This window comes from Pseudomonas sp. 8O (assembly GCF_902506495.1).
GTDB lineage: Bacteria > Pseudomonadota > Gammaproteobacteria > Pseudomonadales > Pseudomonadaceae > Aquipseudomonas > Aquipseudomonas chaetocerotis.
Genome location: NZ_LR733267.1, coordinates 431,369 through 453,861 on the forward strand (window position 1 = coordinate 431,369; position 22,493 = coordinate 453,861).

A 22,493-nucleotide genomic window follows, 5' to 3' on the forward strand; every position below is an offset into this window, starting at 1 on the left:
AGGTTTTCAGGCTGCGCACAACCCTTCGCGCAGTTGTTGGAAGCCCACATGGCCGAGGAAGCCGCCAGCGCCCTCAACCGTTATGCCCTGCTCGATCGCATGAGCGAAACGCGCCGCTGGATCGTTGGCGAGCCGATCCAGGTGGCGGGCCAGATGCGAGTAGTCGTGTCGCAGATCGAACAACTGGTGGTAGTCGACCCAGCGGCCAACACCGCTCAGGTAGGCATCCGCCAGACTGCGGCGCTGACCCAGCAGCCAGTCGCGCTCGCTGAGCAGCCGATCAAGATAACGACAGCCCGCCACCACCTGCTCTGCGCCGAGGCTGCGCAACAGCTCGCGCTGCGGCTCGTCCAGCTCAGCCTTTTCATAAGCCAACCACAGCGGGTTGAAGGCGGAGAAAAAGTCGGTCACCAGGTAGGACAGCATCTGGTTGAGTGCATCGAATTCGTCGCTGCCCTGCCGTGGCCCCAGCGGCGTATCCACTGACCGCGCCGCCAGGTTCAGGAGAATGGCCAGGCTCTCGCTCAGGAACTCGCCGTTCTCCAGCAGCAGCGCGGGCGTCTGATAGAGCGGGTTGATCCGCTCGAAAAGCGGGTCCCAGGGTTGCTCGAGCATCTCGACCCGGCACAGTCGATAAGGTTGGCCGAGCCACTCGAGGGCTACGATCGAGCCGAACGAACAGCCTTGCGGAACGCCGTAGAACAGTATCGGTTGCATAAGGGTTACTCCTTGTCTGCTGGTGGCCGACACGCCTTTGGCGTCGACCTACCTCCAGACTAAGAGCCAATTAGGCTATATTCCGCCCTAATAAAATCGCCTAGCGCTGTTTTTGTTGAGTGTGCGCGCAGCAAGACAGCTAAAGGTTTGCCCGGTGCGCACTGCGCGCCCTACGGAGCCTGCGATCGCCTATGAACAGTCCCACCACCCGCGTGCTCGCCCTGCTGGAGCTGCTGCAAAGTCATAGCCAGCTCAGCGGTCGCGACCTGGCCGAGCGCCTTGAGGTGGACGGCCGCACCCTGCGCCGTTACATCCGCCATCTGGAAGACCTGGGGATTCCGGTAACCAGCGAGCGCGGTCGGCATGGCGGTTACCGCCTGGTGGCCGGTTTCAAGCTGCCGCCCTTGATGTTCACTGCTGAGGAGGCTCAGGCGGTGGCGCTGGGCCTGCTGGCGACGGCCAATCTGGGCCTGACAGAAACCGCCGTGGCGGTGGCCAGTGCCCGCGCCAAGCTGGAGCGGGTAATGCCCAAGGGACTGCAGCAGCGAGTGCGCGCCCTCAGCCAGAGCGCCATCTTGGATCTACCGCGCAACCGCGCCAATGGCGACCAGCAACTCCTGGCCGAACTCGCCGCCGCCGCCGAGGCGCGCCGTCAGGTGCGGGTGAGCTATTGCAGCGATCAGGGCCAATGTAGCGAGCGCGAAGTCGATCCCTACGGTTTGGTGTTCCGCCGGGGCTTCTGGTACATGAGCGGCTACTGCCACCTACGCCAGGCGGTGCGTTCTTTCCGCCTGGATCGCCTGCGCGAAGTGCGCGCCCTGGAGAGCCACTTCGAGCGGCCGGAAGCCTTCGACGCCGCCGCCCACCTCAATACCAGCATCGCCACCCTGCCACGGGCCTACCCGGTGAGTATCCAGCTGCACACCGACCTCGCCAGTGCCATCGCCGAACTGGGTAACAACGCCGGTCTGCTGATGCCCGAAGGCAACAGCGTGCGTCTGACCACCAGCACCGACAGCCCAACCTGGTTCGCTCACCTGCTGCTACGCCTGTCTTTCGACTTCACCATCGAACAGCCGGTCGAGCTGCGTGAGGCCGTACGCCAGCAGGCGCAACGCATGCTGGAACTGGTCACGCGCTAAGGATGGTCTGGTAAGCACCAGACCATCGCGCAGCCCCTGCTCGCTAGGGCTGCAGGTCGAAAAGGGCTTTGCCGCTTTCCATATCGCAGGGCGCCGAGAAGTGCTCATGGAAAATCAGCCAGCGACCGCCCTGGCGGCGCAGGCACTGGGTCACGCGCATCCAGCAGGTTTCCAGCTCGCCCTTTTCATTGGTGCCGCCGCAGTGCAGCAGGTAATGGGTCACGCCCAGATCGCCGCTGGCGGTGAAGGTCGGCTCGTGCGGTTCGAACATCCCCGGGCCGCTGCACATCTCCATGCAGGCCTGCCAATGCGCCTGGTACGCCGGGCGCCCCTGAAAACGCAATGGGCCGATGGCATCGTAGGACACCACGTCCTCGACGTAGTGACTCATGATGCGCGCCACGTCCTTGCTGCGGCAGGCTTCGGTCCAGCTGTTCAGGGCATCTTGCAGTTCGTGCTGACTCATGTCGTTCTCCTTCGCTGAGGTTCAGGCCTTGTGGCCGCAGCAGTCGTGGGTGGGCGCGGTCTGTTCGTACTCGTCGTGCAGGCGCGTCCAGTTGAGCCCCTTGCCGTCCAGATCGGGCATGCCATCCCAACCCTCGCCGCGGCCAAAAGGCGTGAAGTCGAGGAAGTGGAAACTGCTCATCAGCATCTCCACGCCTCGGCCATAGGTGGAATAGGTGTGATAGATGCGCCCACCGTCGCGCAGGAACACGCTGACACCGGGCTGCTCGCCCTGGATGTGATAGGTCAGGCCCAGGCGCTTGAGCTCGTCTTTGTCGCGGTAGTTGTATTCGACCGGCGCGACCTGCTCATCGGTGGTGGCGTGATAGTCGTAGTTGAAGCGACTGCCGTAGGCGCTGTACCAGGGCAGCGTCCAGCCCATGCGCCGCTTGAAGGCTTCGAGATCAGCCCGCGGCGCCCGCGAAACCAGCACCAGATTGGTGTCGCGAGCATGCAGGTGGGACTGGTGGCCGATGTTGTCCACCAGGCAAGAGCAGCCGTCGCAGCCTTCGCCACGGTCCATGTGATACATGAAGTGGTAGACGATCAACTGGCTGCGCCCGTCGAACAACGCCTCCAGGCCGACTTCACCTTGCGGGCCCTGGAAGCGGTAGTCCTCTTCCACCAGCACCATGGGCAGGGCACGGCGGGCGCGATTGAGCGCGTCACGCTGGCGGGTCAGCGCCTTTTCCTGTTCGAGCAGCGCCTTGCGAGCGGCCAGCCACTGCTCACGTGTAGCGACCTCGGGGATATAACGACGGTCCATGAAGGTTCTCCTGCTGAACGAGGGCAGCTCAGTGTTGAGCGGCCGGGTCGACATCCAGTTGGCGAACCGGCCTCACTTCCACGCAGCCGACACGGGCGGCGGGAATGTGACCGGCGAGTTGGATGGCCTCGTTGAGGTCGCGCGCCTCGATCAAGTAGAAGCCGGCGAGCTGCTCCTTGGTTTCGGCGAAGGGGCCATCGGTGATGTCCAGCTTGCCGCCACGCATGCGCACGGTAGTGGCGGTCTGTACCGACTGCAGCGCCTCGGCGGCGAGCATCCGCCCGCTCTCCTGCACACGCTGGGCGTAGGCGTGACACTCGCTGTCATGCGGGCTGTCGGGGGAGCTGTGCAGCTCCTGTTCGTTGGCGTAGACGAGACAGAGGTATTTCATGACGCACTCCAGTTCCTTGGCGGTGGATACTGGATAGTCGAACGCGGCGAGCTCATTTCGACATTGGCCGAAAAAACATCTACGCAGCCGACGAACGGTAGGGTGCGCCGTGCGCACCTCAATACCTGCGTTAAGGGTTAGGAGTTGCTGCGCAGGCCTGTAGGGTGGGCCGGGCGGCGTTCCGCTTTGGCCCACCAATGATAGTGAGCGAACCCCGTGTAAGGCTCAGTGCCTCGCAACAGCTGGTACAGACAGCGCCCTAAAAATCCGGTGCGCGCAGCGCACCCTACTCGGGGACTTCGACGCTGACGTGAATGGCGTCGTGACGCCAGAACTCCAGGTCGCAGTCGATGATGCGTCCGTGCTGGTCACGGTTGACGCGGGTGATGCGCAGCGCCGGGCTGCCAGGTGAAACTTTCAGGCTGGTCGCCGCCTCGGTATGCAGGGCGGTGGGTACCATGTCGAAGCGCACGCGGCCGTAGTGGATGCCGTATTCGCTGGCATAGAGGTCGGTCAGCGAGCGAGTCAGGTCGAACTCGAGAATGCCTGGGAAGTAGGCCGGATTCAGGTAGTGCTCGACATACAGCACCAGGCGCCCGTCGATGCGCCGCGCGCGGCACACCTGATAGACGCTCGACAACGCCGGCAGCTCCAGCACCTGGCAGATCTGCGCGGTGGCCGGCATCAAGCGTGCACTCAGGACCTCGGTCGCCGGCACCCGCCCCTGCTCGGCCACCATGGCGTGGAAGTGGGTACGCACCAGAGGGTTGTAGGCCACCCGTTGCGGCGAAACGAACCAGCCACGACGCTCCTCGCGATAGACCAGCCCCTGCGCCTCCAACTGGCCGAGCGCCTCGCGCAGGGTGATACGCGTGGTGTCGAACAACTCGCTGAGCTTGCGCTCGGCCGGCAACTTGCTGCCGGAGGGCAACAGGCCCCGGTCGATCTGCTCCTGCAACGCGCGGCAGATGAGGGTGACGGCCCGTGGCGCTTCTTCGCGCATCAAAATTTCCCCTTTTGGACTAGTCCAGCCCCATCACAGGGCAAAAGTCACTCACTCAAACGGGTTACAAGACTAGGCAGTCTAGATGACTGATAGATGACAGCCTTGCTGCAAGCACGCTGCATGCCACCGCCACATCCACTCACAGCCCAATAAATCAGCGACTTATCCATGGTCTACGCTTGATGAGCGCGCCAGCTGACTGCAGCTAGACATCTGCCAGCCGTGGCTGGACATAAAACTGTCATCGAAGGCGCTTAGATTGGCTCGGGTATTGCTGATCTAGACCAACATTCTCACTGCAAAGGAGTTTCCAATGAAACAACTGCTGCTGGCTTCACTGATGGGCTCGGCCATCGCTCTGGCGACTTCCGCCATGGCCGAAGGCACCGACTTGCAGGCACTGGAAAAGGCTGCACGCGCCGAAGGCGCGGTGAATAGCGTGGGTATGCCTGACAGCTGGGCCAACTGGAAAGACACCTGGGCTGACCTGGCCAAACTCTATGGCCTCAAGCACCAGGACACCGACATGAGCTCGGCGCAGGAAATCGCCAAGTTCGCCGCCGAGAAAGAGAACGCCACCGCCGACATCGGCGACGTCGGCGCAGCCTTCGGTCCCATCGCCGTACAGCAGGGCGTGACCCAGCCGTACAAGCCGAGCACCTGGGCGCAGATTCCCGACTGGGCCAAGGACCAGGACGGTCACTGGATGCTGGCCTACACCGGCTCCATCGCCTTCATCGTCAACAAGCAACTGGTCAAGGACATCCCGCGCTCCTGGGCCGATCTCAAGACCGGCACCTACAAGGTGTCCGCCGGTGACGTGAGCACCGCCGCGCAAGCGGTGAACGGCGTGCTGGCCGCCGCCATCGCCATGGGCGGCAACGAGAGCAACGTGCAGCCGGCCCTGGATTTCTACGGCGAACTGGCCAAGCAGCGTCGCCTGTCGTTGGCCAACCCGACCATCCAGACCCTGGAAAAGGGTGAAGTGGAAGTCGGCATCGTCTGGGACTTCAACGGCCTTTCCTATCGCGACCAGATCGACCCCGAGCGCTTCGAGGTACTGATCCCGTCCGACGGTTCGGTGATCTCCGGCTACAGCACCATCATCAACAAGTGGGCGAAGAACCCCAACGCCGCCAAGCTGACCCGCGAATACATCCTCAGCGATGCCGGGCAGATCAACCTGGCCAAGGGCAACGCCCGCCCGATTCGCGCCGAGCACATCGAACTGCCGGCCGAGGTGCAGGCCAAGCTGCTGCCGCAAGAGCAGTACGCCAAGGTCCAGCCGATCAAGGATGCCGCTGCCTGGGAGGCCACTTCCAAGGCCCTGCCGCGCCTGTGGCAGGAGCACGTGATCATCAATATGAACTGATGCGGTCGCGACACCATTGATCCGTAGCCCGGATGCAATCCGGGGCAATCGCCAAGTACGCCCCCGGATTACATCCGGGCTACGAGCGAAAGAGAGAACCCCATGAAGCACAACGTCATCCTGGTGGTACTGGATGGCCTGAGCTATCAGGTGGCCCAGCATGCGCTGGGTCACCTGTTGGCTTACTGCCAGGCCGGGCGCGCCGCGCTGTACAAGCTCGATTGCGCACTGCCGGCACTGTCCCGTCCGCTCTACGAATGCATTCTCACCGGCGTCGCGCCCATCGACAGCGGCATCGTGCATAACGATGTGGTGCGTCTGTCGAATCAGCGCAGCGTCTTCCACTACGCCCGTGACGCCGGCCTTAGCACTGCCGCTGCCGCCTATCACTGGGTCAGCGAGCTGTATAACCGCGCACCCTTCCAGGCCGCGCGCGACCGTCACACCAGCGACGAAGCACTGCCGATTCAGCACGGCCACTTCTATTACGCCGACCATTACCCGGATTCGCACCTGTTCGCCGACGCCGACAGCCTGCGCCAGCGCCACCAGCCGAACCTGCTGCTGGTACACCCGATGAACATCGACGATGCCGGCCACAAGCACGGCCTCGACAGCTCGCAGTACCGCAACGCCGCGCGCATGGCCGACGTGCTGCTGGCCGAATACATCCAGACCTGGCTCGACGCCGGTTACCAGATCCTGGTGACTGCCGACCACGGCATGAACAACGACCGCAGCCACAACGGCGTGCTGCCGGAAGAGCGCGAAGTACCGCTGATCGTCCTGGGCAGCGCATTCAGTCTCGATCCTGCAGCCCGCCCGCAACAGACCGAGTTGTGCGGCACCCTCTGCCAGTTGCTCGGCGCGGCCCACGATAAACCCTGGTGCAGGGAGCTGCTTGCATGAAGTCGTCCATTTCCAGCAAGGGTTGGGCACTGCTGTGCCTGGTCCCCTTCACCCTGTTCTTCTTCGCCTTCCAGATCGCACCGCTGGTCTGGGTGGCGAGCAACAGCCTGAATACCGCCGAAGGCTGGGGCCTGGGCAATTTCCAGCAGGCCTTCTCCTCGGCCTTCTACCGCCAGGCCATGCGTCACAGCCTGGAGGTGGCCTTCTGGTCGAGCCTGTTCGGCATCGCCATCGCCATCATCGGCAGCTATTCGCTGCGCCAGGTCAGCAGCCGCCTGCGCGATTTCGTCATGGCGTTTTCCAACATGACCAGCAACTTCTCCGGGGTGCCGCTGGCCTTCGCCTTCATCATCCTGCTCGGCTTCAACGGCGCGCTGACCATCCTGCTCAAGCAGATGGGCGTGATCGAGGACTTCAACCTCTATTCCAAGACCGGCCTGATCGTCCTCTACACCTACTTCCAGATTCCCCTTGGCGTGTTGCTGCTCTATCCGGCCTTCGATGCCCTGCGCGAAGACTGGCGCGAGTCGGCCGAACTGCTCGGCGCCAATACCTGGCAGTTCTGGCGCCACATCGGCCTGCCGGTGCTGACACCGGCACTGCTCGGCACCTTCGTCATCCTCCTGGCCAACGCCCTGGGCGCCTATGCCACGGTGTATGCGCTGACCACCGGCAACTTCAACATCCTGCCGATCCGTATCGCGGCGATGGTCTCCGGCGACATCTTCCTCGACCCGAACATGGCCAGCGCCCTGGCCATGGTACTGGTCGGTCTGATGACCCTGATCACCATCGTCCACCAATGGCTGCTGCGCCGGAGCTACCATGTCACCCGCTGAAAAACGCTCGCCGCTGTTCCACCAACTGGTGGTCTACCTGCTGTTTCTGATCCTGCTGCTGCCGCTGCTCGGCACCCTTGTGTACTCGCTGTCCACCAGTTGGTCGGCGACCATCCTGCCCAGCGGTTTCACCTTCAAGTGGTACGTGGCGCTGTGGAGCGATACGCGCTTCCTCGCTGCCTTCGGCCGCTCGCTGCTGGTGTGCTTCGGGGCTCTGGCACTGGCGCTGCTGCTGATCCTGCCGCTGCTGTTCGTGGTCAACTACCACTTCCCCAAGCTGGACGGCGTGATGAACGTGTTGATCCTGCTGCCGTTCGCCATTCCGCCGGTAGTGTCCTCGGTCGGCCTGATGCAGCTGTTCGCGTCCGGCCCACTGCCGATCCTCGGTACGCCATGGATTCTGGTCGGCTGCTACTTCACCATCGCCCTGCCCTTCATGTACCGCGCCATCACCAACAACCTGCAGGCCATCAACCTGCGCGACCTGATGGACGCTGCCCACCTGCTCGGCGCCAGCACCTGGCGTGCGGCCTTCATGGTGGTGCTGCCCAATCTGCGCAAAGGTTTGATGGTTTCGGTGTTCCTGTCCTTCAGCTTCCTGTTCGGCGAATTCGTTTTCGCCAACCTGCTGGTGGGCAGCCGCTACGAGACGCTGCAGGTGTACCTGTACAACATGCGTAACGACAGCGGCCACTTCACCAGCGCCCTGGTGATTTCCTATTTCATGTTCGTGCTGCTGATGACCTGGGCAGCCAACCGTCTGAACAAGGACAAGTCATGAGTTTTCTGCATATCCAGAATCTGCACAAAAGCTACGGCCCGACCCGTATCTTCACCGACATCAATATCGAGATTGGCCAAGGCCAATTCATCACCCTGCTCGGCCCGTCCGGTTGCGGCAAGTCCACCCTGCTGCGCTGCATCGCCGGCCTCACTGCGGTCGACGGCGGGCAGATCCTGCTAGATGGCCAGGACCTGGTGCCGATGCCGCCGCAGAAGCGTGGCATCGGCATGGTGTTCCAGAGCTATGCGCTGTTCCCCAATATGACCGTGCAACAGAACGTCGCCTTCGGCCTGCGGATGCAGAAAGTGCCAGCCGCCGAGGCCAGCAAGCGCGTCGCCGAGGTGCTGGAACTGGTGGAGCTCAGCGACTACGCCAATCGTTACCCGCACCAGCTTTCCGGTGGTCAGTGCCAGCGCGTGGCCCTGGCCCGTTCGCTGGTCACCCGCCCGCGCCTGCTGCTGCTCGACGAGCCGCTGTCGGCCCTGGATGCGCGCATCCGCAAACACCTGCGCGAGCAGATCCGCGCCATCCAACGCGAGCTGGGCCTGACCACCATCTTCGTCACCCACGATCAGGAAGAGGCGCTGGTCTTGTCCGACCGCATCGTGCTGATGAACGGTGGCCAGATCGTCCAGAGCGGCGATGCCGAGACCCTCTACACCGCACCAGCCGATGCCTTTGCCGCCGGTTTCATCGGCAACTACAACCTACTCGATGCCGATGCCGCCAGCCGCCTGCTTGGCCAACAGATCGGCAGCCGCGTGGCCATTCGTCCGGAAGCCATCCACTTCGCCGACAGCGGCATCGAGGCGCAGATTCGCAGCCACAGCCTGCTCGGCAACGTGATCCGCTACCGAGTCGAAGCCTGCGGCGTGGAGCTGCTGGTGGACGTGCTCAACCGCTCCGCCGCTGACCTGCACCACGACGGCCAGAGCGTCAGCCTGGCCATTGGCGCCGATGCGATCCGGGAGGTGGCGTGATGGCCCTGGCGATCTTCGATCTCGACGAGACCCTGATCCATGGCGACTGCGCCAGCCTGTGGACCCAGGAAATGGTGAAGATCGGCTGGGCCGATGGCGACTCCTTCCTCGCCCACGAACAGGAGCTGATGCGCCAATACGCCGCCGGCACCCTGGCCATGGAAGACTACATGGCCTTCACCCTGTCGCCGCTGGTTGGCCGTACGCCCGAGGAAGTCGCGCATGTGGTCGAGCCCTTCGTCGAGGACGTGATCGAGCCGATCTTCTACAGCGACGCCAGTCGTACGCTGGCGGCACACCGCGCTGCGGGCGATCGCCTGCTGGTGATCTCGGCGTCGGCGCATTTCCTGGTCAGCGCCATCGCCGAACGCTTTGGCATCAATGAGGTGCTGGCCATCGACCTGGAGCAGCAACACGGTTTCTATACTGGCCGCACCCAGGGCGTGCTGACCTATCGTGAGGGCAAGGTCACCCGACTGAACGCCTGGCTCACCGAGCAGGGCGAAAGCCTGGCCGGCGCCAGCTTCTATTCCGACTCGCGCAATGACCTGCCGCTGCTGCAACGGGTGGACAAGCCTTTCACCGTCAATCCCGACCCGACTCTGCGCGCCCATGCCGAACAGGCCGGCTGGCCGATTCTCAGTTGGCGGTAGGGTATCGCGGGGCCGCCCAGGCCGTGCGCACCAGCGACCGTCGACGTGTACGGTCAACAAGACGAAACACTGCTTTCAAGGTGCGCAAGGCGCACCCTACCCGGCCATGATCCCTTCGCAGGCCTCGATCAACGCCGCCGCCAGCTCCCGCGCGTAGCCGGGCAACTGGTTGCGCGCGTGCAGGGCCACCTCCACCGGCGCCACCGGGGCGAAACCTTCGGCCTCGTCCAGTTCGCGGTGCGCGGCAGTGATCAACCGGCGCGGCAACAGGGTCAGACCCAGCCCTCCTTCTGCAGCAGCGCTGACGCCGGGCAGGCTGCTGCTGACATAGGCAATGCGCCAGGGCTTGCCCATGGCGTCCAGCGCGTGAGTCATCTCCAGACGGTACAGGCCATTGGGCGGGAACACAGCCAGCGGCACCGGGTTACGCGCCAGCACCGGGCGCGCACGGCTGTCGAGCCAGGCCAGCGGCTCAGCCCAACTGGCCAGGCCCTTGGCGCTACCGGCGCGCTGCTTGATCAGCGCCAGATCCAGTTCACCCGCATTGAACGCACGCCACACGTCATGACTGAGGCCGCTGGTGATCTCCAGACGAATGCCCGGGTGCGCGTCGGCGAAATCCGCCAGATAAGGCGTCAGGCTGTTGGCAGCGAAGTCGTCCGGTACACCGAGGCGCACTTCTCCTTCCACCGCACTCTGCCCCAACGCCAGCATGGCTTCGTCCATCAGTGCGACGATGCGGTTGGCGTAACCCAGCAGGCGTTCACCCTCGGTGGTGGTCACCACGTAGCGGCCACTGCGGTCGAGCAGCTGCGCACCGAGCTGCTCCTCCAGGCGCCGAACCTGCTGGCTGACAGTAGATTGCGTCAGGTGCAGACTGGCAGCCGCGCGGGTGAAACCACCGGTCTGCACCACGGCGAGAAAACTGCGTAACAGCACGGGATCGAGCATGTCGCCACCCATCATGAAAGCCACTGACAGGCATTCTACTATTTAATTTCCGAATCCAGCTGCGAATTCCTATAGTGCTTGGGAGCCAATTTTCCGCTCGGGGATCGAACCCCGCGCCATTCACCCGCCGAGGCAATCTCTCGATGAGCAAATCGCCCTACTACTACGCACCGCATGGCGGTCACCCAGGTCAGGATCAACTGCTGACCGACCGCGCCATGTTCACCGAAGCCTACGCCGTGATCCCCAAAGGCGTGATGCGTGACATCGTCACCAGCCACCTGCCGTTCTGGGACAACATGCGCATGTGGGTCATCGCCCGCCCGCTGACTGGCTTCGCCGAAACCTTTTCGCAGTACATCGTCGAAGTCGGCCCGAACGGCGGCAGCAACAAGCCTGAGCTGGACGCCACTGCCGAAGGCGTGATCTTCGTCGTCGAAGGCGAATTCAGCCTGACTCTAAATGGCACCCAGCACGCCATGCGCCCGGGCAGCTATGCCTTCATCCCGCCGCAGAGCGATTGGACGCTGCGCAACAACAGCAGTGAAGCCGTGCGCTTCCACTGGCTGCGCAAGGCCTACCAGCCGGTCGAAGGCGTGCCTTACCCGGAAGCCTTCGTCACCAACGAACAGGACATCGAACCGATCGTCATGCCGGGCACCGAAGGCCGCTGGAGCACCACGCGCTTCGTCGAGATCAGCGACATGCGCCATGACATGCACGTCAACATCGTCAACTTCGAGCCGGGTGGCGTGATCCCCTTCGCCGAAACCCACGTCATGGAACACGGCCTGTACGTGCTCGAAGGCAAGGCGGTGTATCGCCTGAACCAGGACTGGGTCGAAGTGGAAGCCGGCGACTTCATGTGGCTGCGCGCCTTCTGCCCGCAGGCCTGCTACGCCGGTGGCCCGAGCCGCTTCCGCTACCTGCTGTACAAGGATGTGAACCGTCAGATGCCGCTGACCCTGGGCGGCCTGAAGCGCTGAGGGATGCCCCCACTCGCAGGGTGCGCCATGCGCACCAGCAGAACCGAGACACCGGTGCGCGCGGCAAACCCTACGAAGCGGCTCCTCGTTAGCCATAAAAAGAAAGGCCACCCCATGGGGTGGCCTTTTCATTTCTGCAACGCCCGATCAGCTATGGCGGATCAGGTGGTCGAAGGCGCTCAGCGATGCCTTCGAGCCTTCGCCCATGGCGATGACGATCTGCTTGTACGGCACGGTGGTCACGTCACCAGCCGCGAACACGCCAGGGATATTGGTCGCGCCCTTGGCATCGACGATGATCTCGCCAAAGCGGTTGAGCTCCAGGGTGCCCTTGAGCCAGTCGCTGTTAGGCAACAGGCCGATCTGCACGAAGATGCCTTCCAGCTCGACGGTGTGCAGCTCCTCGGTGGTGCGGTCCTTGTACACCAGGCCGGTGACTTTCTGACCATCGCCCTTGACCTCGGTGGTCTGCGCGCTCTTGATCACAGTCACGTTGGGCAGGCTGAGCAGCTTCTTCTGCAGTACGGCGTCGGCACGCAGGGTGTCGGCGAATTCCAGCAGGGTCACATGAGCAACAAGACCGGCCAGATCGATGGCCGCCTCGACGCCGGAGTTACCGCCGCCGATCACTGCCACGCGCTTGCCCTTGAACAACGGGCCGTCGCAGTGCGGGCAGAAGCACACACCCTTGGCCTTGTATTCCTGCTCGCCGGGCACACCCATCTCGCGCCAGCGTGCGCCGGTGGAGAGGATCACGGTCTTGGCCTTGAGCGACGCGCCGTTCTCGAACTTCACTTCGTGCAGGCCGCCTTCGCTGCTGGCCGGTACCAGAGCCGAAGCGCGCTGCAGGTTCATCACGTCGACTTCGTATTCCTTGACGTGCTCTTCCAGCGCGCGCACCAGTTTCGGGCCTTCGGTTTCCTTGACGGAGATGAAGTTCTCGATGGCCATGGTGTCCAGCACCTGACCACCGAAGCGCTCGGCGGCAATGGCGGTACGGATACCTTTACGCGCGGCGTAGATGGCAGCCGCAGCACCGGCCGGGCCACCACCGACCACCAATACGTCGAAGGCTGGCTTGGCGCTCATCTTCTCGGCGTCGCGGTTGGCAGCGCCGGTGTCGATCTTGGCGAGGATTTCCTTCACTTCCATGCGACCGGAAGCGAAGACCTCACCGTTCAGGTAGATGCTCGGCACAGCCATGATCTGGCGACGCTCGACTTCTTCCTGGAACAGCGCACCGTCGATGGAGACGTTGCGGATATTGGGGTTGAGCACGGCCATCAGGTTCAGCGCCTGGACCACGTCCGGGCAGTTCTGGCAGGACAGCGAGAAGTAGGTCTCGAACTCGAACGTGCCTTCGATGCTCTTGATCTGCGCGATGGTGTCGGCGTCCAGCTTCGACGGATGACCGCCAACCTGCAGCAGCGCCAGCACCAGCGAGGTGAACTCGTGGCCCATGGGGATACCGGCGAAGGCAACGCCGGTGTCTTCACCCGGACGGTTCAGGGCGAAGGACGGACGGCGGGCATCGCTGCCGTCGGTCTTGAGAATGATCTTGTCGGTCAGGCCGACGATGTCCTGAAGCAGGCCCAGCAGCTCCTGAGATTTCGCGCTGTCATCGAGGGACGCAACGATCTCGAACGGCAGGGTGACCTTCTCCAGGTAGGCCTTCAACTGGGCTTTAAGATTGGCGTCCAACATGGCGGAAATTCCTCAAATACGAAAATTCGGGCAATAAAATGCCCGGACGGATCGCGCCCGGGCATCGGGCACCACAAGGGCCGGTTAATGGCCCAAACAGCGCAGGTAGCAATGGCAAAACGGAATTCAGAGCGTCGCGAGCGACGGCTAGGCAAACCTGGTTAGCAGGCGTTGCCTAGCCAAACACGGTAGCTCTGAAACCGTTTTTAGATCTTGCCAACCAGGTCCAGCGAAGGAGCCAGAGTGGCTTCGCCTTCTTTCCACTTGGCCGGGCAAACCTGACCCGGGTTAGCGGCGGTGTACTGAGCAGCCTTCAGCTTGCGCAGAGTCTCGGAGACGTCGCGAGCGATTTCGTTGGAGTGGATCTCAACGGTCTTGATCACGCCTTCCGGGTTGATCACGAAAGTGCCACGCAGAGCCAGACCTTCTTCAGCGATGTGCACGCCGAAAGCGTTGGTCAGCTGGTGGGTCGGGTCGCCGATCAGCGGGAACTGTGCCTTGCCAACGGCCGGCGAAGTTTCGTGCCATACCTTGTGCGAGAAGTGGGTGTCGGTGGTCACGATGTAGACCTCGGCACCAGCCTTCTGGAACTCGGCGTAGTTATTGGCAGCGTCTTCGATTTCGGTCGGGCAGTTGAAGGTGAAGGCAGCCGGCATGAAGATCAGTACCGACCACTTGCCCTTCAGGCTCTGCTCGGTGAGCTCGACGAACTCGCCAGCGTGGAAAGCGTTGACCTTGAACGGTTGTACCTGAGTGTTGATGAGGGACATCTCTGACTCCTTCTGAGGTTTCTGTGAGGGTTTGAAATCTACAGGGCGTATCTTAGCGACCTAACGAAAAAAAGCTTATTGATTACGGCCATGATATTGATTGAATGAGCCAATCGTTGGCCAAGCCCGCGCCAGACGCGGGCTAGCAGGCTGTTGAAAAACTACCTGCGTTGCCATTGCTGCGTTAAAAACAAGCTCAAAATGCTCATTTACAACTCGTAAACTCCGCTTTTTCGCCTGTTTTTGTGGGGCCGCCATCGGTATTGCACTGGCTGCCTCGCCTACGTTTTTCAACGGCCTGCTGGAGCTCTCGCTCAGACAAGATCGGGATCGATAAGCAGCGCAATTTTACCCGCAACCTGATTACCGGCGAGTGTCTCGAAGGCCACTTCGCTGTCTTTGAGCGCAAAACTGCGCTCGAGTTGCGGCTTCACCCGCCCTTCTGCGAACAGCGGCCAGACCTGCTGCTGCAGATCGCGCAACAGATCGGCCTTGAACTGATCGTCACGATTGCGCAGGGTCGAACCGATCAGCTGAATCCGTTTACCCAGCACCTGAGCCAGGTCCAGGTTGGCTTCGCGCCCGCCCATCAGACCGATATTGATCCAACGCCCATCACGGCCCAGCAATTCCAGGTTGAGTGCCGCGTACTGCCCGCCAACCGGATCGAGGATCACATCGAACGGCCCGAAATCACGCAGCGCTTGCAGATCTTCGCCGCGCAAGGCGCCGCCCTGGGCACCGAGCGCTTCGCAGTAAGCCAACCGCTCTGGCGAGCCAACGCTGACCCAACAAGGGCTGCCGAATGCCTTGCACAGCTGGATGGCGGCCGAGCCGACACCACTGGCGCCGGCATGCAGCAGGACTTTCTCGCCGGGACGCAGGGCCCCGAGCTGGAACAGATTGAGCCAGGCGGTGGCGTATACCTCGGGCACCACAGCCGCCTCTACCAGGCTCAAGCCTTCTGGCACCGGCATGGCGTGGCGAGCATCGAGCACGACCTCATCGGCCATGCCACCACCCGCGAGTAGACAGCAGACGCGATCCCCCACTTGCCAGGCACTCCCGGCGCCCACTTCGACCACCACCCCGGCGCACTCCAGGCCCAGCGCCTGGCTCGCACCCGGCGGCGGCGGATAAAGCCCGGCGCGCTGCAACAGGTCAGCACGGTTGAGCCCAGCTGCAGCCACCTTGACCCGAACCTGCCCCGCGTCACAGGCCTGCGTCGGTTGTTCCAGCCACTCTGCACGCCCTTCGACGCCTTGCAATGCCTTCATGCTGCCTCCATAGTGCAAGTGAACCGAGCCCAGCGCAGACCGCCGGGCTTTTGCCTAGCGCCAACGGAACCTGGCGCCCTCAAATACGGCCTAATATGCGTTATCAACTGCCACTACGTCGAATCAGCATGAAGCGCTCTCTTGCAAGCACCGCCCTCGCCCTCGTACTCGGCTTCAGTGCCCTGCCGCTGGCGGCCAAGACCACCACAGCGACCAGTTGGGACTATCTGCAGCCGGACCGCGAGCAGGTGATCGCCAGCCTCAACGTAGTGGAGCTGCTACGCCGCCACCACTACAACAAGCCGCCACTGAATGACGAGCGCTCGATTCAGATCTATGACAACTACCTGAAGTTGCTCGATCCCTCTCGCAGCTATTTCACTGCGGCTGACATCGCCGAATTCAATCAGTGGCGCAGCAAGTTCGATGATCTGCTGAAAAGTGGCGACCTCGAGCCAGGGTTCACCATCTATCGCCGCCACCTGACCCGCATGGAAGAGCGCCTGAACTACGCGCTGACGGAGCTGGGCAAGGGTGTAGACAAGATCGACTTTACTGCCGACGAGCAATTGCAGGTCGATCGCGAGAAAGCGCCCTGGGCCAAAGACAGCGCTGAACTCGACGAACTGTGGCGCAAGCGTGTCAAAGATGAAGTGCTGCGCCTGAAGATCGCCGGCAAGGAAACCAAGGACATCCAGGAACTGCTGAGCAAGCGCTACAAGAACCAGTTGGCGCGCCTCAAGCAGACCCGCGGCGAGGACGTGTTCCAGGCCTACATCAATGCCTTTGCCACCACCTACGATCCGCACACCACCTATCTGTCGCCGGATAACGCGGAAAACTTCGACATCAACATGAGTCTGTCGCTCGAAGGTATCGGCGCCGTTCTGCAAAGTGACAACGAGCACGTCAAGGTGGTACGCCTGGTACCGGCCGGTCCGGCCGAAAAGAGCAAGCAGATCGCACCGGCAGACAAGATCGTCGGCGTTGCCCAGGGCAACGACGAAATGGTCGACGTCATCGGTTGGCGCCTGGACGAAGTGGTCAAGCTGATTCGCGGCCCGAAAGGTTCCACCGTTCGCCTGGAAGTGATCCCGGCCAGTAATCCGCCCAGCGACCAGACCAGCAAGGTGGTCACCATCACCCGTGAAGCGGTCAAGCTGGAAGAGCAAGCTGCCAAGAAGAAGATCCTGGAACTCAAGCACGCTGGTCGCGACTACAAGCTCGGCGTGATCGAGCTGCCGGCCTTCTACCTCGATTTCAAGGCCTTCCGTGCTGGCGACCCGAACTACAAGAGCACCACCCGTGACGTCAAACGCCTGCTCGACGAGCTGCAGGCCGAGAAGGTCGATGGCGTGGTCATTGACCTGCGCAACAACGGCGGTGGCTCGCTACAGGAAGCTACCGAACTGACCAGCCTGTTCATTGAACAAGGCCCCACCGTACTGGTACGCAACGCCGATGGTCGTGTCGACGTACTCGCCGATGAGAACAAGGGCGTCTACTACAGTGGCCCGTTGGCCGTATTGGTCAACCGCCTGTCCGCCTCGGCCTCGGAGATCTTCGCTGGCGCCATGCAGGACTATCACCGCGCGCTGATTCTCGGCGGCCAGACCTTCGGCAAGGGCACGGTGCAAACCATTCAGCCGCTCAACCATGGCGAACTGAAACTGACCCTGGCCAAGTTCTATCGCGTTTCCGGCCAGAGCACTCAGCATCAGGGCGTGATTCCCGACATCACCTACCCGGACGTGATGGACACCAAGGATATCGGCGAGAGCGCGCTGCCTGCGGCCCTGCCGTGGGACAGCATTCGCCCGGCGATCACCCCCGAACTGGACCCGATCAAGCCCTTCCTGACCGAGCTGAAAGCTCGTCATGACCTGCGCACGGCCAAGGACCCGGATTTCGTCTTCACTCGCGACCGCCTGACCCTGGCCAAGAAGCTGATGGCGGAAACCACCGTCAGCCTCAACGAGCAAACCCGTCGGGCGCGCCAGGCCGAGGTCGAAGCCAAGCAACTGGCACTGGAGAACAACCGCCGCCAGGCCAAGGGCGAAGAGCCGCTCAAGGAACTGGAAAAAGAAGACGAGGACGCACTGCCAGTCGCCGATGAGAAGAGCACGCCGGAAGACGACGCCTACCTGGCAGAGAGCGGACGCATCCTGCTCGACTACCTGGGCCTGAACCCCTCGCTGGCGCTGCATTGAGACGACTCATCGAGCGTCATCAAATCGTCATCGAACTGTCGTGAAATAAAGGGCCGGTTAGAAACCGGCCCTTTCGTTTCCGGCAGATCGAGCAAATCATGACCGTCACCGAGCAGTTGAGCGCGCTGGGCAACATCCTCGCTCACGGCGACCTCAGCAGCCTGTTCCAGCCTATCGTCTCGCTGTCCGAACAGCGCATTCTCGGCTATGAGGCACTGACCCGTGGCCCCTCCAACAGTCCACTGCACTCGCCGTTGACGCTGTTCGCCGTCGCCCGGCACGCAGGACGTCTGAGCGAGCTGGAAATGGCGTGCCGCAAGAGCGCCTGCAAGGGCTTCAGCTCAATGGGGCTGGAGGGCAAACTGTTTCTCAACGTCTCGCCGGAGTCGCTGCTGGACCCCAGCCACCAACCAGGGCGTACCCTCAAGCTGCTGCAGGCTTACGGTATCCCACCGAGCCAGGTGGTGATCGAACTCACCGAACAATCGCCCACTGAAGACTTCGCCCTGCTCGACAATGCGCTGCATCACTATCGCGCCATGGGCTTCTCAATTGCCCTGGATGACCTCGGCGCGGGCTATTCCAGCCTGCGTCTGTGGTCGGAACTGCGCCCGGACTACGTGAAGATCGACCGCCATTTCATCGACGGCATCCATCAGGATGGGGTGAAACGCGAGTTCGTCGGCTCGATCCTGAAAATGGCCGAAGCCTCGCGGGCTCAAGTGATAGCCGAAGGCATCGAACTGCCCGAAGAGCTGGCCGTGCTGGCAGAGATGGGTGTCGACCTGGTACAGGGTTACCTGCTCAGCAGACCGCAGGAAAAGCCGCCACGCGATGTCCGGCAACTGCTGCCCCAGGTCCTGAGCAATCAGGTCAGTCTCAGTGAGGATAACCATGACCTCAGCGCCCTGCTCAACGACCAGCCCGCGGTCGATCAGCACACGGCCATCGCTGAAGTGCTGGACGTATTTCGTGCCCAGGCCAACCTGAACTCCCTGGCCGTACTGGACACGCAGCACCAACCGGTCGGTATCGTCCACCGTCACTCGCTGTCCGAGGCGCTGCTCAAGCCCTTCGCTACAGATCTGTTCGCGCGCAAACCCATCAGCCGCCTGATGAGTCAGGACTTTCTCGCTGTGGAACTGACGCAGTCCCTGCAGAAGGTCAGTCGCCTGCTCACCAGCCGCGCGCGCCAGCGCATCGAGGAAGACTTCATCATCATCCAGAACGGTCGCTACCTGGGCCTGGGCAGGGTGATTGACGTCCTCAAGCTGATCACCGAGCAGAAGCTGCAGCAGGCCCGTCACGCCAATCCGCTTACGCTGCTGCCGGGTAACGTACCGATCCAGCAATGCCTTGGCCGCCTGCTGCAACAGCAGCGCGAAGCTGCGGTGTGCTATGTGGATCTCGACAGCTTCAAGCCCTTCAACGACCTCTACGGCTATGCCAAGGGCGATGAGGTACTGCTGTGCCTGGCGCAATGCCTGAATGATCGGGTCGATCCGGCCCGCGATTTCGTCGGGCATATCGGCGGTGATGACTTCATGCTGGTGCTCGGCTCGCCAGACTGGCGCGAAAAGCTCGGCAAGCTGATCGAGGATTTCCAGAATCAGTGCCGACGCTTTTATCGCGACGAGCATCTTCAGGCCGGCTGCTTCATCGCCCACAACCGCCACGGGCAGCGCCAGGAATATGCGCTGCTGTCGCTTTCGATCGGCGTGGTGCACGTAAAAGCGCAAGATTGCGCCCAGCTCGATGCCTCGCGCCTGGCCGAAATGGCCTCTGAAGCCAAGCGCCAGGCCAAGGCCGTACCTGGCTACAGCCTGCATATCCTAGAAGGCTCAACGGCCTGAGCGAGTAGCCTCATCGGCCATGGCGGCATAGCGCTCGGCGACTTGCAGGTCTGCGTCCAGCCCGGCAGCGCCATCGCGATAGAGCTGACTCAGACGGCTGGCAGCCAGAGGATGGCCGGCAGCCAGTGCCATTTCCCACCAACGGGCTGCTTGCGAGGCATCCGGCGCATGCCTGGTATCGCCCTGCAAGGCCAGCACACCCAGTTGATAGGCGGCCTTGCCGTCACCGCCATTGGCGGCCAGGCGTAACAACCTCAACCCTTCCTCGCGCGCACCGAGGCCCTGCCCCCTGAACAGCAGAATATGGCCGTAAAAGCTCTGCGCCGTGCTGTCACCGAGATTGGCCATACGTCCGTATTGGCCCTGCATCCATTGCCACAAACGTGGCTGACGCAGCGCCGCAGGTAAATGAAACAGACGCCGGGCCAGCCAGTAGCCCAGGCGTGCGCGTAACTGCCAGAGCCACCTAGACATCGGCGGGGTAATCGAACTCGAACACCCTGACCACCTCGGCAGCATGCCAGGATGCAGCCGCCACACCATCGGAAGCGCCACTGAAGCGTCCCAGGCTCGTCACGCAGTCGAAGAATCCGGTACGCGGCAGGCGACTGGCGCCCTGGCTGATCACCAGCGCGCTGCGCAGCGGGCGCTCGGCGCGGGCATCCAGTGCCGCCAGATGCTCCAGTGCAGCGGTCAGAGTCTGCATGGCCGGCGTGGGTAGATCGAGACGTTCGATCAGCGCGCGATAGGTCAGTAGATGACGCTGACGGCGAGCGTCGTCAAGCTCCGTCAGCAATGCCTGCCAGTGTTGGCGGCTGATACGTACGCTCAAGACCAGCCCTCCAAACCCAGTTCCCAGGCCAGCGAGCGTAGAATCGCGGCATCGGGTTGGCGCTCGCCGCTCTCGATCATCGCCAGGTAGTGCGGGCTGATGCCGACGCTACGCGCCAGACTCTCTGCTGCCAACCCCTTGGCCTCACGCAGCGCGCGCAGCTGATCGAGCGCTGGCCGCCTGGCCTCGACCGGCTGTTCAACGGCGCTGGCCTGTGCCGCTGGCTGGTGACCTGCGGCCTGCAACAGGGCCTGATACTCGGCCCACGGCAGCACCGCATATTCCGGTTCGCCATCACGGGCAATGATTTGCACACTCATGAGTCTCTCCGTTGGAAAGCAGGGCCGACGATCTCGACCCCTTCCTTGCACGCGGCCATCTTAACAGGCGTGTGGCGCCTGAGGCGTGCTCTATACTGCCGAGGAATCAAGCCCGGTTCTCACACTACGGCGCCAGCCATATCTGTGCGGAAACGACCCCGTAAACCTGCGTGGGGAGTCGCCTTGAGAAGATCATGCGCATTGTCGCTCGGGTTGCTGAGCAACTTCTGTAGCGCCGAAAGCCTGATGTGGGGTTACGGCCCGGCCGACTCCATGCCCTATGTGGGCCTGGAACAACAGCACGTGGAACATGGGCTGGCCTATCAAGTCAGCCAGGAAATAAGCAAACGCTTCGGCCTGCCCGTTGAATTTCTCGAAACACCCAACAATAGGCTTGAGCCCTACCTGCAACAGGGCCGCCTGCACCTGATCTGCAACACCAACCCCGAATGGGTCAGCCAGCCGCAACAGTATCACTGGTCACCGGCACTTTATGACGAACAGGACGTCCTGCTGCAGCGAATGGACCAACCAGAGCTGACCAGCCTTGCCAGTCTTTACGGCAAGGTGCTTGGTACCAGCCTCGGCTACATCTACAGCCAGCCCCTGATGACCGCATTCAGCACTGGCAAGGTCGCCAGGCAGGACGTACGCGACCTGGATACCAGTCTGCACATGCTCGACAGGCAGCGCCTGGATGCGGTGATCGACATGCAGCGCAACCTGGCCTACAAGCTCGCTCAGCATCCGCAGATGCAGTTGCGCTTCAGTCCCTGGGTGGTGCAGCGCTATCAGGTCTACTGCGCCTACAGCCGCCACCTGCCCATCCCTGCAGAACGACTGGACGCCCTGCTGCTGGAACTGCGTGATCAACGCATGATCGGCCAGTGGCTGGATGAAGCCGTCAGGAGTGCAGCGGATCGACCCGCTCCGCTGTCGGCAGGTGCTCGATAAGCGCCAGACGCTCCGGGCTTTGTTGGTCGCGCCAGGCCCTGAAGGCTTCGAGCTCGCCATGCCAGGTGCGCATTACCCAGGCCAGCACGGCCAGGTCATCGACGAAACCAACGCCGACCAGCCAGTCGGGAACGGCATCCAACGGGGTGAGGAAGTACAGCAGTGCAGCCACCACCATCAACAGCGCCTGACTGCTGATCTGCCGGTACTCACCCTTGAACCAGGCCAGACTGAGTGCACGCAGCAGCTGCAGGTCTTCTTTGAGAGCGACGAAGCGTTGTCCTTGTGGCGTGCGCTTGTCAGCCAGCGCGCGTAGTAACTCCGGCAACCGGCCTTCGCGCAGAAAGCGGGCCGCCAGCGGCAGGTAACGCGTCAGTTTCCAGGGAGTTTTCATTCGGCCTCCTCGGCAAGCCAGGCAGTATCAGGGCTTGCCTCGCTTATCCACCGAAGCTGTGGATAAATCTGTGCAAAGTCTTTCGACAAGCTTATCAAAGCCCCGTGGCATGGGGCCTGGGCTTAGATCGGATATTTTTTATACAGCATATAAAATCCATGAAAATCAACAAGTTGCTG

24 protein-coding genes are annotated in these 22,493 nt (G+C 62.4%); 11 read left to right on the top strand and 13 right to left on the bottom strand.

The window, feature by feature from the left end:
• Positions 1–6: 6 nt before the first annotated feature.
• On the bottom strand, positions 7–717 hold the full coding sequence (locus tag GV002_RS23275) for a glutathione S-transferase family protein (RefSeq protein WP_160020625.1): 711 nt from the start codon (positions 715–717) through the stop codon (positions 7–9).
• Positions 718–908: 191 nt separating this feature from the next.
• Here GV002_RS23275 and GV002_RS23280 point away from each other — a divergent pair, with 191 nt between their 5' ends.
• Positions 909–1,859, top strand: a complete 951-nt coding sequence (locus GV002_RS23280; RefSeq protein WP_160020626.1) for a helix-turn-helix transcriptional regulator — start codon at positions 909–911, stop codon at positions 1,857–1,859.
• A gap of 43 nt (positions 1,860–1,902) precedes the next feature.
• Here GV002_RS23280 and GV002_RS23285 read toward each other — a convergent pair whose 3' ends face one another.
• The 4 genes from GV002_RS23285 to GV002_RS23300 form a co-directional block, all read right to left on the bottom strand.
• Positions 1,903–2,325 (bottom strand): YybH family protein, encoded by a 423-nt coding sequence (locus tag GV002_RS23285; RefSeq protein WP_160020627.1) that lies wholly within the window; start codon positions 2,323–2,325, stop codon positions 1,903–1,905.
• A 21-nt stretch (positions 2,326–2,346) separates the two neighbouring features.
• Entirely contained in the window at positions 2,347–3,129 is a 783-nt protein-coding gene (locus GV002_RS23290; protein WP_160020628.1) for a DUF899 domain-containing protein, read from the bottom strand.
• A gap of 28 nt (positions 3,130–3,157) precedes the next feature.
• Positions 3,158–3,520 (bottom strand): YciI family protein, encoded by a 363-nt coding sequence (locus GV002_RS23295; RefSeq protein ID WP_160020629.1) that lies wholly within the window; start codon positions 3,518–3,520, stop codon positions 3,158–3,160.
• A gap of 286 nt (positions 3,521–3,806) precedes the next feature.
• Positions 3,807–4,523, bottom strand: a complete 717-nt coding sequence (locus GV002_RS23300; protein WP_160020630.1) for a UTRA domain-containing protein — start codon at positions 4,521–4,523, stop codon at positions 3,807–3,809.
• Between the two features lie 316 nt (positions 4,524–4,839).
• On the opposite strand from GV002_RS23300, the gene GV002_RS23305 reads away from it, so the two are divergent.
• The 6 genes from GV002_RS23305 to GV002_RS23330 all read left to right on the top strand — a co-directional run bounded on the left by GV002_RS23305 (position 4,840) and on the right by GV002_RS23330 (position 10,063).
• Entirely contained in the window at positions 4,840–5,898 is a 1,059-nt protein-coding gene (locus GV002_RS23305; RefSeq protein WP_072422729.1) for an ABC transporter substrate-binding protein, read from the top strand.
• A gap of 102 nt (positions 5,899–6,000) precedes the next feature.
• Positions 6,001–6,807, top strand: coding sequence for an alkaline phosphatase family protein (locus GV002_RS23310; protein WP_160020631.1), 807 nt, complete (start codon positions 6,001–6,003; stop codon positions 6,805–6,807).
• Positions 6,804–7,646: an ABC transporter permease gene (locus GV002_RS23315; protein ID WP_160020632.1), complete on the top strand. Its 843-nt coding sequence runs from the start codon at positions 6,804–6,806 to the stop codon at positions 7,644–7,646. The genes GV002_RS23310 and GV002_RS23315 overlap by 4 nt, the downstream gene beginning before the upstream one ends.
• Positions 7,633–8,427: an ABC transporter permease gene (locus GV002_RS23320; RefSeq protein WP_160020633.1), complete on the top strand. Its 795-nt coding sequence runs from the start codon at positions 7,633–7,635 to the stop codon at positions 8,425–8,427. The genes GV002_RS23315 and GV002_RS23320 overlap by 14 nt, the downstream gene beginning before the upstream one ends.
• Positions 8,424–9,410: an ABC transporter ATP-binding protein gene (locus GV002_RS23325; protein WP_160020634.1), complete on the top strand. Its 987-nt coding sequence runs from the start codon at positions 8,424–8,426 to the stop codon at positions 9,408–9,410. The genes GV002_RS23320 and GV002_RS23325 overlap by 4 nt, the downstream gene beginning before the upstream one ends.
• Entirely contained in the window at positions 9,410–10,063 is a 654-nt protein-coding gene (locus GV002_RS23330) for an HAD family hydrolase (protein ID WP_160020635.1), read from the top strand. The genes GV002_RS23325 and GV002_RS23330 overlap by 1 nt, the downstream gene beginning before the upstream one ends.
• Before the next feature lie 96 nt (positions 10,064–10,159).
• On the opposite strand, the gene GV002_RS23335 is transcribed toward GV002_RS23330, so the two are convergent.
• Positions 10,160–11,014 carry a LysR substrate-binding domain-containing protein gene (locus tag GV002_RS23335; RefSeq protein ID WP_160020636.1) on the bottom strand — a complete coding sequence of 285 codons (855 nt, stop codon included), beginning with the start codon at positions 11,012–11,014 and terminating at the stop codon, positions 10,160–10,162.
• A 143-nt stretch (positions 11,015–11,157) separates the two neighbouring features.
• On the opposite strand from GV002_RS23335, the gene GV002_RS23340 reads away from it, so the two are divergent.
• Complete coding sequence (locus tag GV002_RS23340) at positions 11,158–12,000, top strand: bifunctional allantoicase/(S)-ureidoglycine aminohydrolase (protein WP_079784336.1); 843 nt, start codon at positions 11,158–11,160, stop codon at positions 11,998–12,000.
• 147 nt (positions 12,001–12,147) lie between these two features.
• Here the strand turns inward: GV002_RS23340 and ahpF are convergent, their stop codons facing one another.
• From ahpF to GV002_RS23355, 3 genes are all read right to left on the bottom strand, one after another.
• A complete protein-coding gene (gene ahpF / locus GV002_RS23345; protein ID WP_160020637.1) occupies positions 12,148–13,704 on the bottom strand; it encodes an alkyl hydroperoxide reductase subunit F in 1,557 nt (518 codons plus the stop codon).
• Positions 13,705–13,910: 206 nt separating this feature from the next.
• Positions 13,911–14,474, bottom strand: a complete 564-nt coding sequence (gene ahpC, locus GV002_RS23350; RefSeq protein WP_160020638.1) for an alkyl hydroperoxide reductase subunit C — start codon at positions 14,472–14,474, stop codon at positions 13,911–13,913.
• Positions 14,475–14,788: 314 nt separating this feature from the next.
• The gene (locus GV002_RS23355; RefSeq protein ID WP_160020639.1) at positions 14,789–15,751 is read right to left on the bottom strand and encodes an NAD(P)H-quinone oxidoreductase; all 963 of its coding nucleotides are present in this window, start codon (positions 15,749–15,751) and stop codon (positions 14,789–14,791) included.
• Between the two features lie 128 nt (positions 15,752–15,879).
• On the opposite strand from GV002_RS23355, the gene GV002_RS23360 reads away from it, so the two are divergent.
• Complete coding sequence (locus GV002_RS23360; RefSeq protein WP_178094798.1) at positions 15,880–17,961, top strand: carboxy terminal-processing peptidase; 2,082 nt, start codon at positions 15,880–15,882, stop codon at positions 17,959–17,961.
• 98 nt (positions 17,962–18,059) lie between these two features.
• Entirely contained in the window at positions 18,060–19,814 is a 1,755-nt protein-coding gene (locus tag GV002_RS23365) for a bifunctional diguanylate cyclase/phosphodiesterase (protein ID WP_160020641.1), read from the top strand.
• Here GV002_RS23365 and GV002_RS23370 read toward each other — a convergent pair.
• Genes GV002_RS23370 through GV002_RS23380 form a run of 3 tightly spaced genes read right to left on the bottom strand, consistent with a single transcriptional unit; the run spans position 19,803 to position 20,966 of the window.
• Positions 19,803–20,288 carry an SEL1-like repeat protein gene (locus GV002_RS23370; RefSeq protein WP_160020642.1) on the bottom strand — a complete coding sequence of 162 codons (486 nt, stop codon included), beginning with the start codon at positions 20,286–20,288 and terminating at the stop codon, positions 19,803–19,805. The two genes, GV002_RS23365 and GV002_RS23370, sit on opposite strands and share 12 nt — an antisense overlap.
• Entirely contained in the window at positions 20,281–20,646 is a 366-nt protein-coding gene (locus tag GV002_RS23375; RefSeq protein ID WP_074675518.1) for a hypothetical protein, read from the bottom strand. The genes GV002_RS23370 and GV002_RS23375 overlap by 8 nt, the downstream gene beginning before the upstream one ends.
• On the bottom strand, positions 20,643–20,966 hold the full coding sequence (locus tag GV002_RS23380) for a helix-turn-helix domain-containing protein (RefSeq protein WP_160020643.1): 324 nt from the start codon (positions 20,964–20,966) through the stop codon (positions 20,643–20,645). Before GV002_RS23380 ends, GV002_RS23375 begins: the two co-directional genes overlap by 4 nt.
• Positions 20,967–21,149: 183 nt before the next feature.
• Between GV002_RS23380 and GV002_RS23385 the strand changes: the two genes are divergently transcribed.
• Positions 21,150–21,920: a substrate-binding periplasmic protein gene (locus tag GV002_RS23385; protein ID WP_256667175.1), complete on the top strand. Its 771-nt coding sequence runs from the start codon at positions 21,150–21,152 to the stop codon at positions 21,918–21,920.
• Here the strand turns inward: GV002_RS23385 and GV002_RS23390 are convergent.
• Positions 21,871–22,314 (bottom strand): YkvA family protein, encoded by a 444-nt coding sequence (locus GV002_RS23390; protein WP_160020644.1) that lies wholly within the window; start codon positions 22,312–22,314, stop codon positions 21,871–21,873. The genes GV002_RS23385 and GV002_RS23390 overlap by 50 nt on opposite strands.
• Between the last annotated feature and the right edge of the window lie 179 nt (positions 22,315–22,493).

Excerpts from the sequence above, each read along its gene's own strand:
- GV002_RS23275 (WP_160020625.1), bottom strand. The coding sequence starts at position 717 with ATGCAACCGATACTGTTCTACGGCGTTCCGCAAGGCTGTTCGTTCGGC.
- GV002_RS23280 (WP_160020626.1), top strand. The coding sequence starts at position 909 with ATGAACAGTCCCACCACCCGCGTGCTCGCCCTGCTGGAGCTGCTGCAA.
- GV002_RS23285 (WP_160020627.1), bottom strand. The coding sequence starts at position 2,325 with ATGAGTCAGCACGAACTGCAAGATGCCCTGAACAGCTGGACCGAAGCC.
- GV002_RS23290 (WP_160020628.1), bottom strand. The coding sequence starts at position 3,129 with ATGGACCGTCGTTATATCCCCGAGGTCGCTACACGTGAGCAGTGGCTG.
- GV002_RS23295 (WP_160020629.1), bottom strand. The coding sequence starts at position 3,520 with ATGAAATACCTCTGTCTCGTCTACGCCAACGAACAGGAGCTGCACAGC.
- GV002_RS23300 (WP_160020630.1), bottom strand. The coding sequence starts at position 4,523 with ATGCGCGAAGAAGCGCCACGGGCCGTCACCCTCATCTGCCGCGCGTTG.
- GV002_RS23305 (WP_072422729.1), top strand. The coding sequence starts at position 4,840 with ATGAAACAACTGCTGCTGGCTTCACTGATGGGCTCGGCCATCGCTCTG.
- GV002_RS23310 (WP_160020631.1), top strand. The coding sequence starts at position 6,001 with ATGAAGCACAACGTCATCCTGGTGGTACTGGATGGCCTGAGCTATCAG.
- GV002_RS23315 (WP_160020632.1), top strand. The coding sequence starts at position 6,804 with ATGAAGTCGTCCATTTCCAGCAAGGGTTGGGCACTGCTGTGCCTGGTC.
- GV002_RS23320 (WP_160020633.1), top strand. The coding sequence starts at position 7,633 with ATGTCACCCGCTGAAAAACGCTCGCCGCTGTTCCACCAACTGGTGGTC.
- GV002_RS23325 (WP_160020634.1), top strand. The coding sequence starts at position 8,424 with ATGAGTTTTCTGCATATCCAGAATCTGCACAAAAGCTACGGCCCGACC.
- GV002_RS23330 (WP_160020635.1), top strand. The coding sequence starts at position 9,410 with ATGGCCCTGGCGATCTTCGATCTCGACGAGACCCTGATCCATGGCGAC.
- GV002_RS23335 (WP_160020636.1), bottom strand. The coding sequence starts at position 11,014 with ATGCTCGATCCCGTGCTGTTACGCAGTTTTCTCGCCGTGGTGCAGACC.
- GV002_RS23340 (WP_079784336.1), top strand. The coding sequence starts at position 11,158 with ATGAGCAAATCGCCCTACTACTACGCACCGCATGGCGGTCACCCAGGT.
- ahpF (WP_160020637.1), bottom strand. The coding sequence starts at position 13,704 with ATGTTGGACGCCAATCTTAAAGCCCAGTTGAAGGCCTACCTGGAGAAG.
- ahpC (WP_160020638.1), bottom strand. The coding sequence starts at position 14,474 with ATGTCCCTCATCAACACTCAGGTACAACCGTTCAAGGTCAACGCTTTC.
- GV002_RS23355 (WP_160020639.1), bottom strand. The coding sequence starts at position 15,751 with ATGAAGGCATTGCAAGGCGTCGAAGGGCGTGCAGAGTGGCTGGAACAA.
- GV002_RS23360 (WP_178094798.1), top strand. The coding sequence starts at position 15,880 with ATGAAGCGCTCTCTTGCAAGCACCGCCCTCGCCCTCGTACTCGGCTTC.
- GV002_RS23365 (WP_160020641.1), top strand. The coding sequence starts at position 18,060 with ATGACCGTCACCGAGCAGTTGAGCGCGCTGGGCAACATCCTCGCTCAC.
- GV002_RS23370 (WP_160020642.1), bottom strand. The coding sequence starts at position 20,288 with ATGTCTAGGTGGCTCTGGCAGTTACGCGCACGCCTGGGCTACTGGCTG.
- GV002_RS23380 (WP_160020643.1), bottom strand. The coding sequence starts at position 20,966 with ATGAGTGTGCAAATCATTGCCCGTGATGGCGAACCGGAATATGCGGTG.
- GV002_RS23390 (WP_160020644.1), bottom strand. The coding sequence starts at position 22,314 with ATGAAAACTCCCTGGAAACTGACGCGTTACCTGCCGCTGGCGGCCCGC.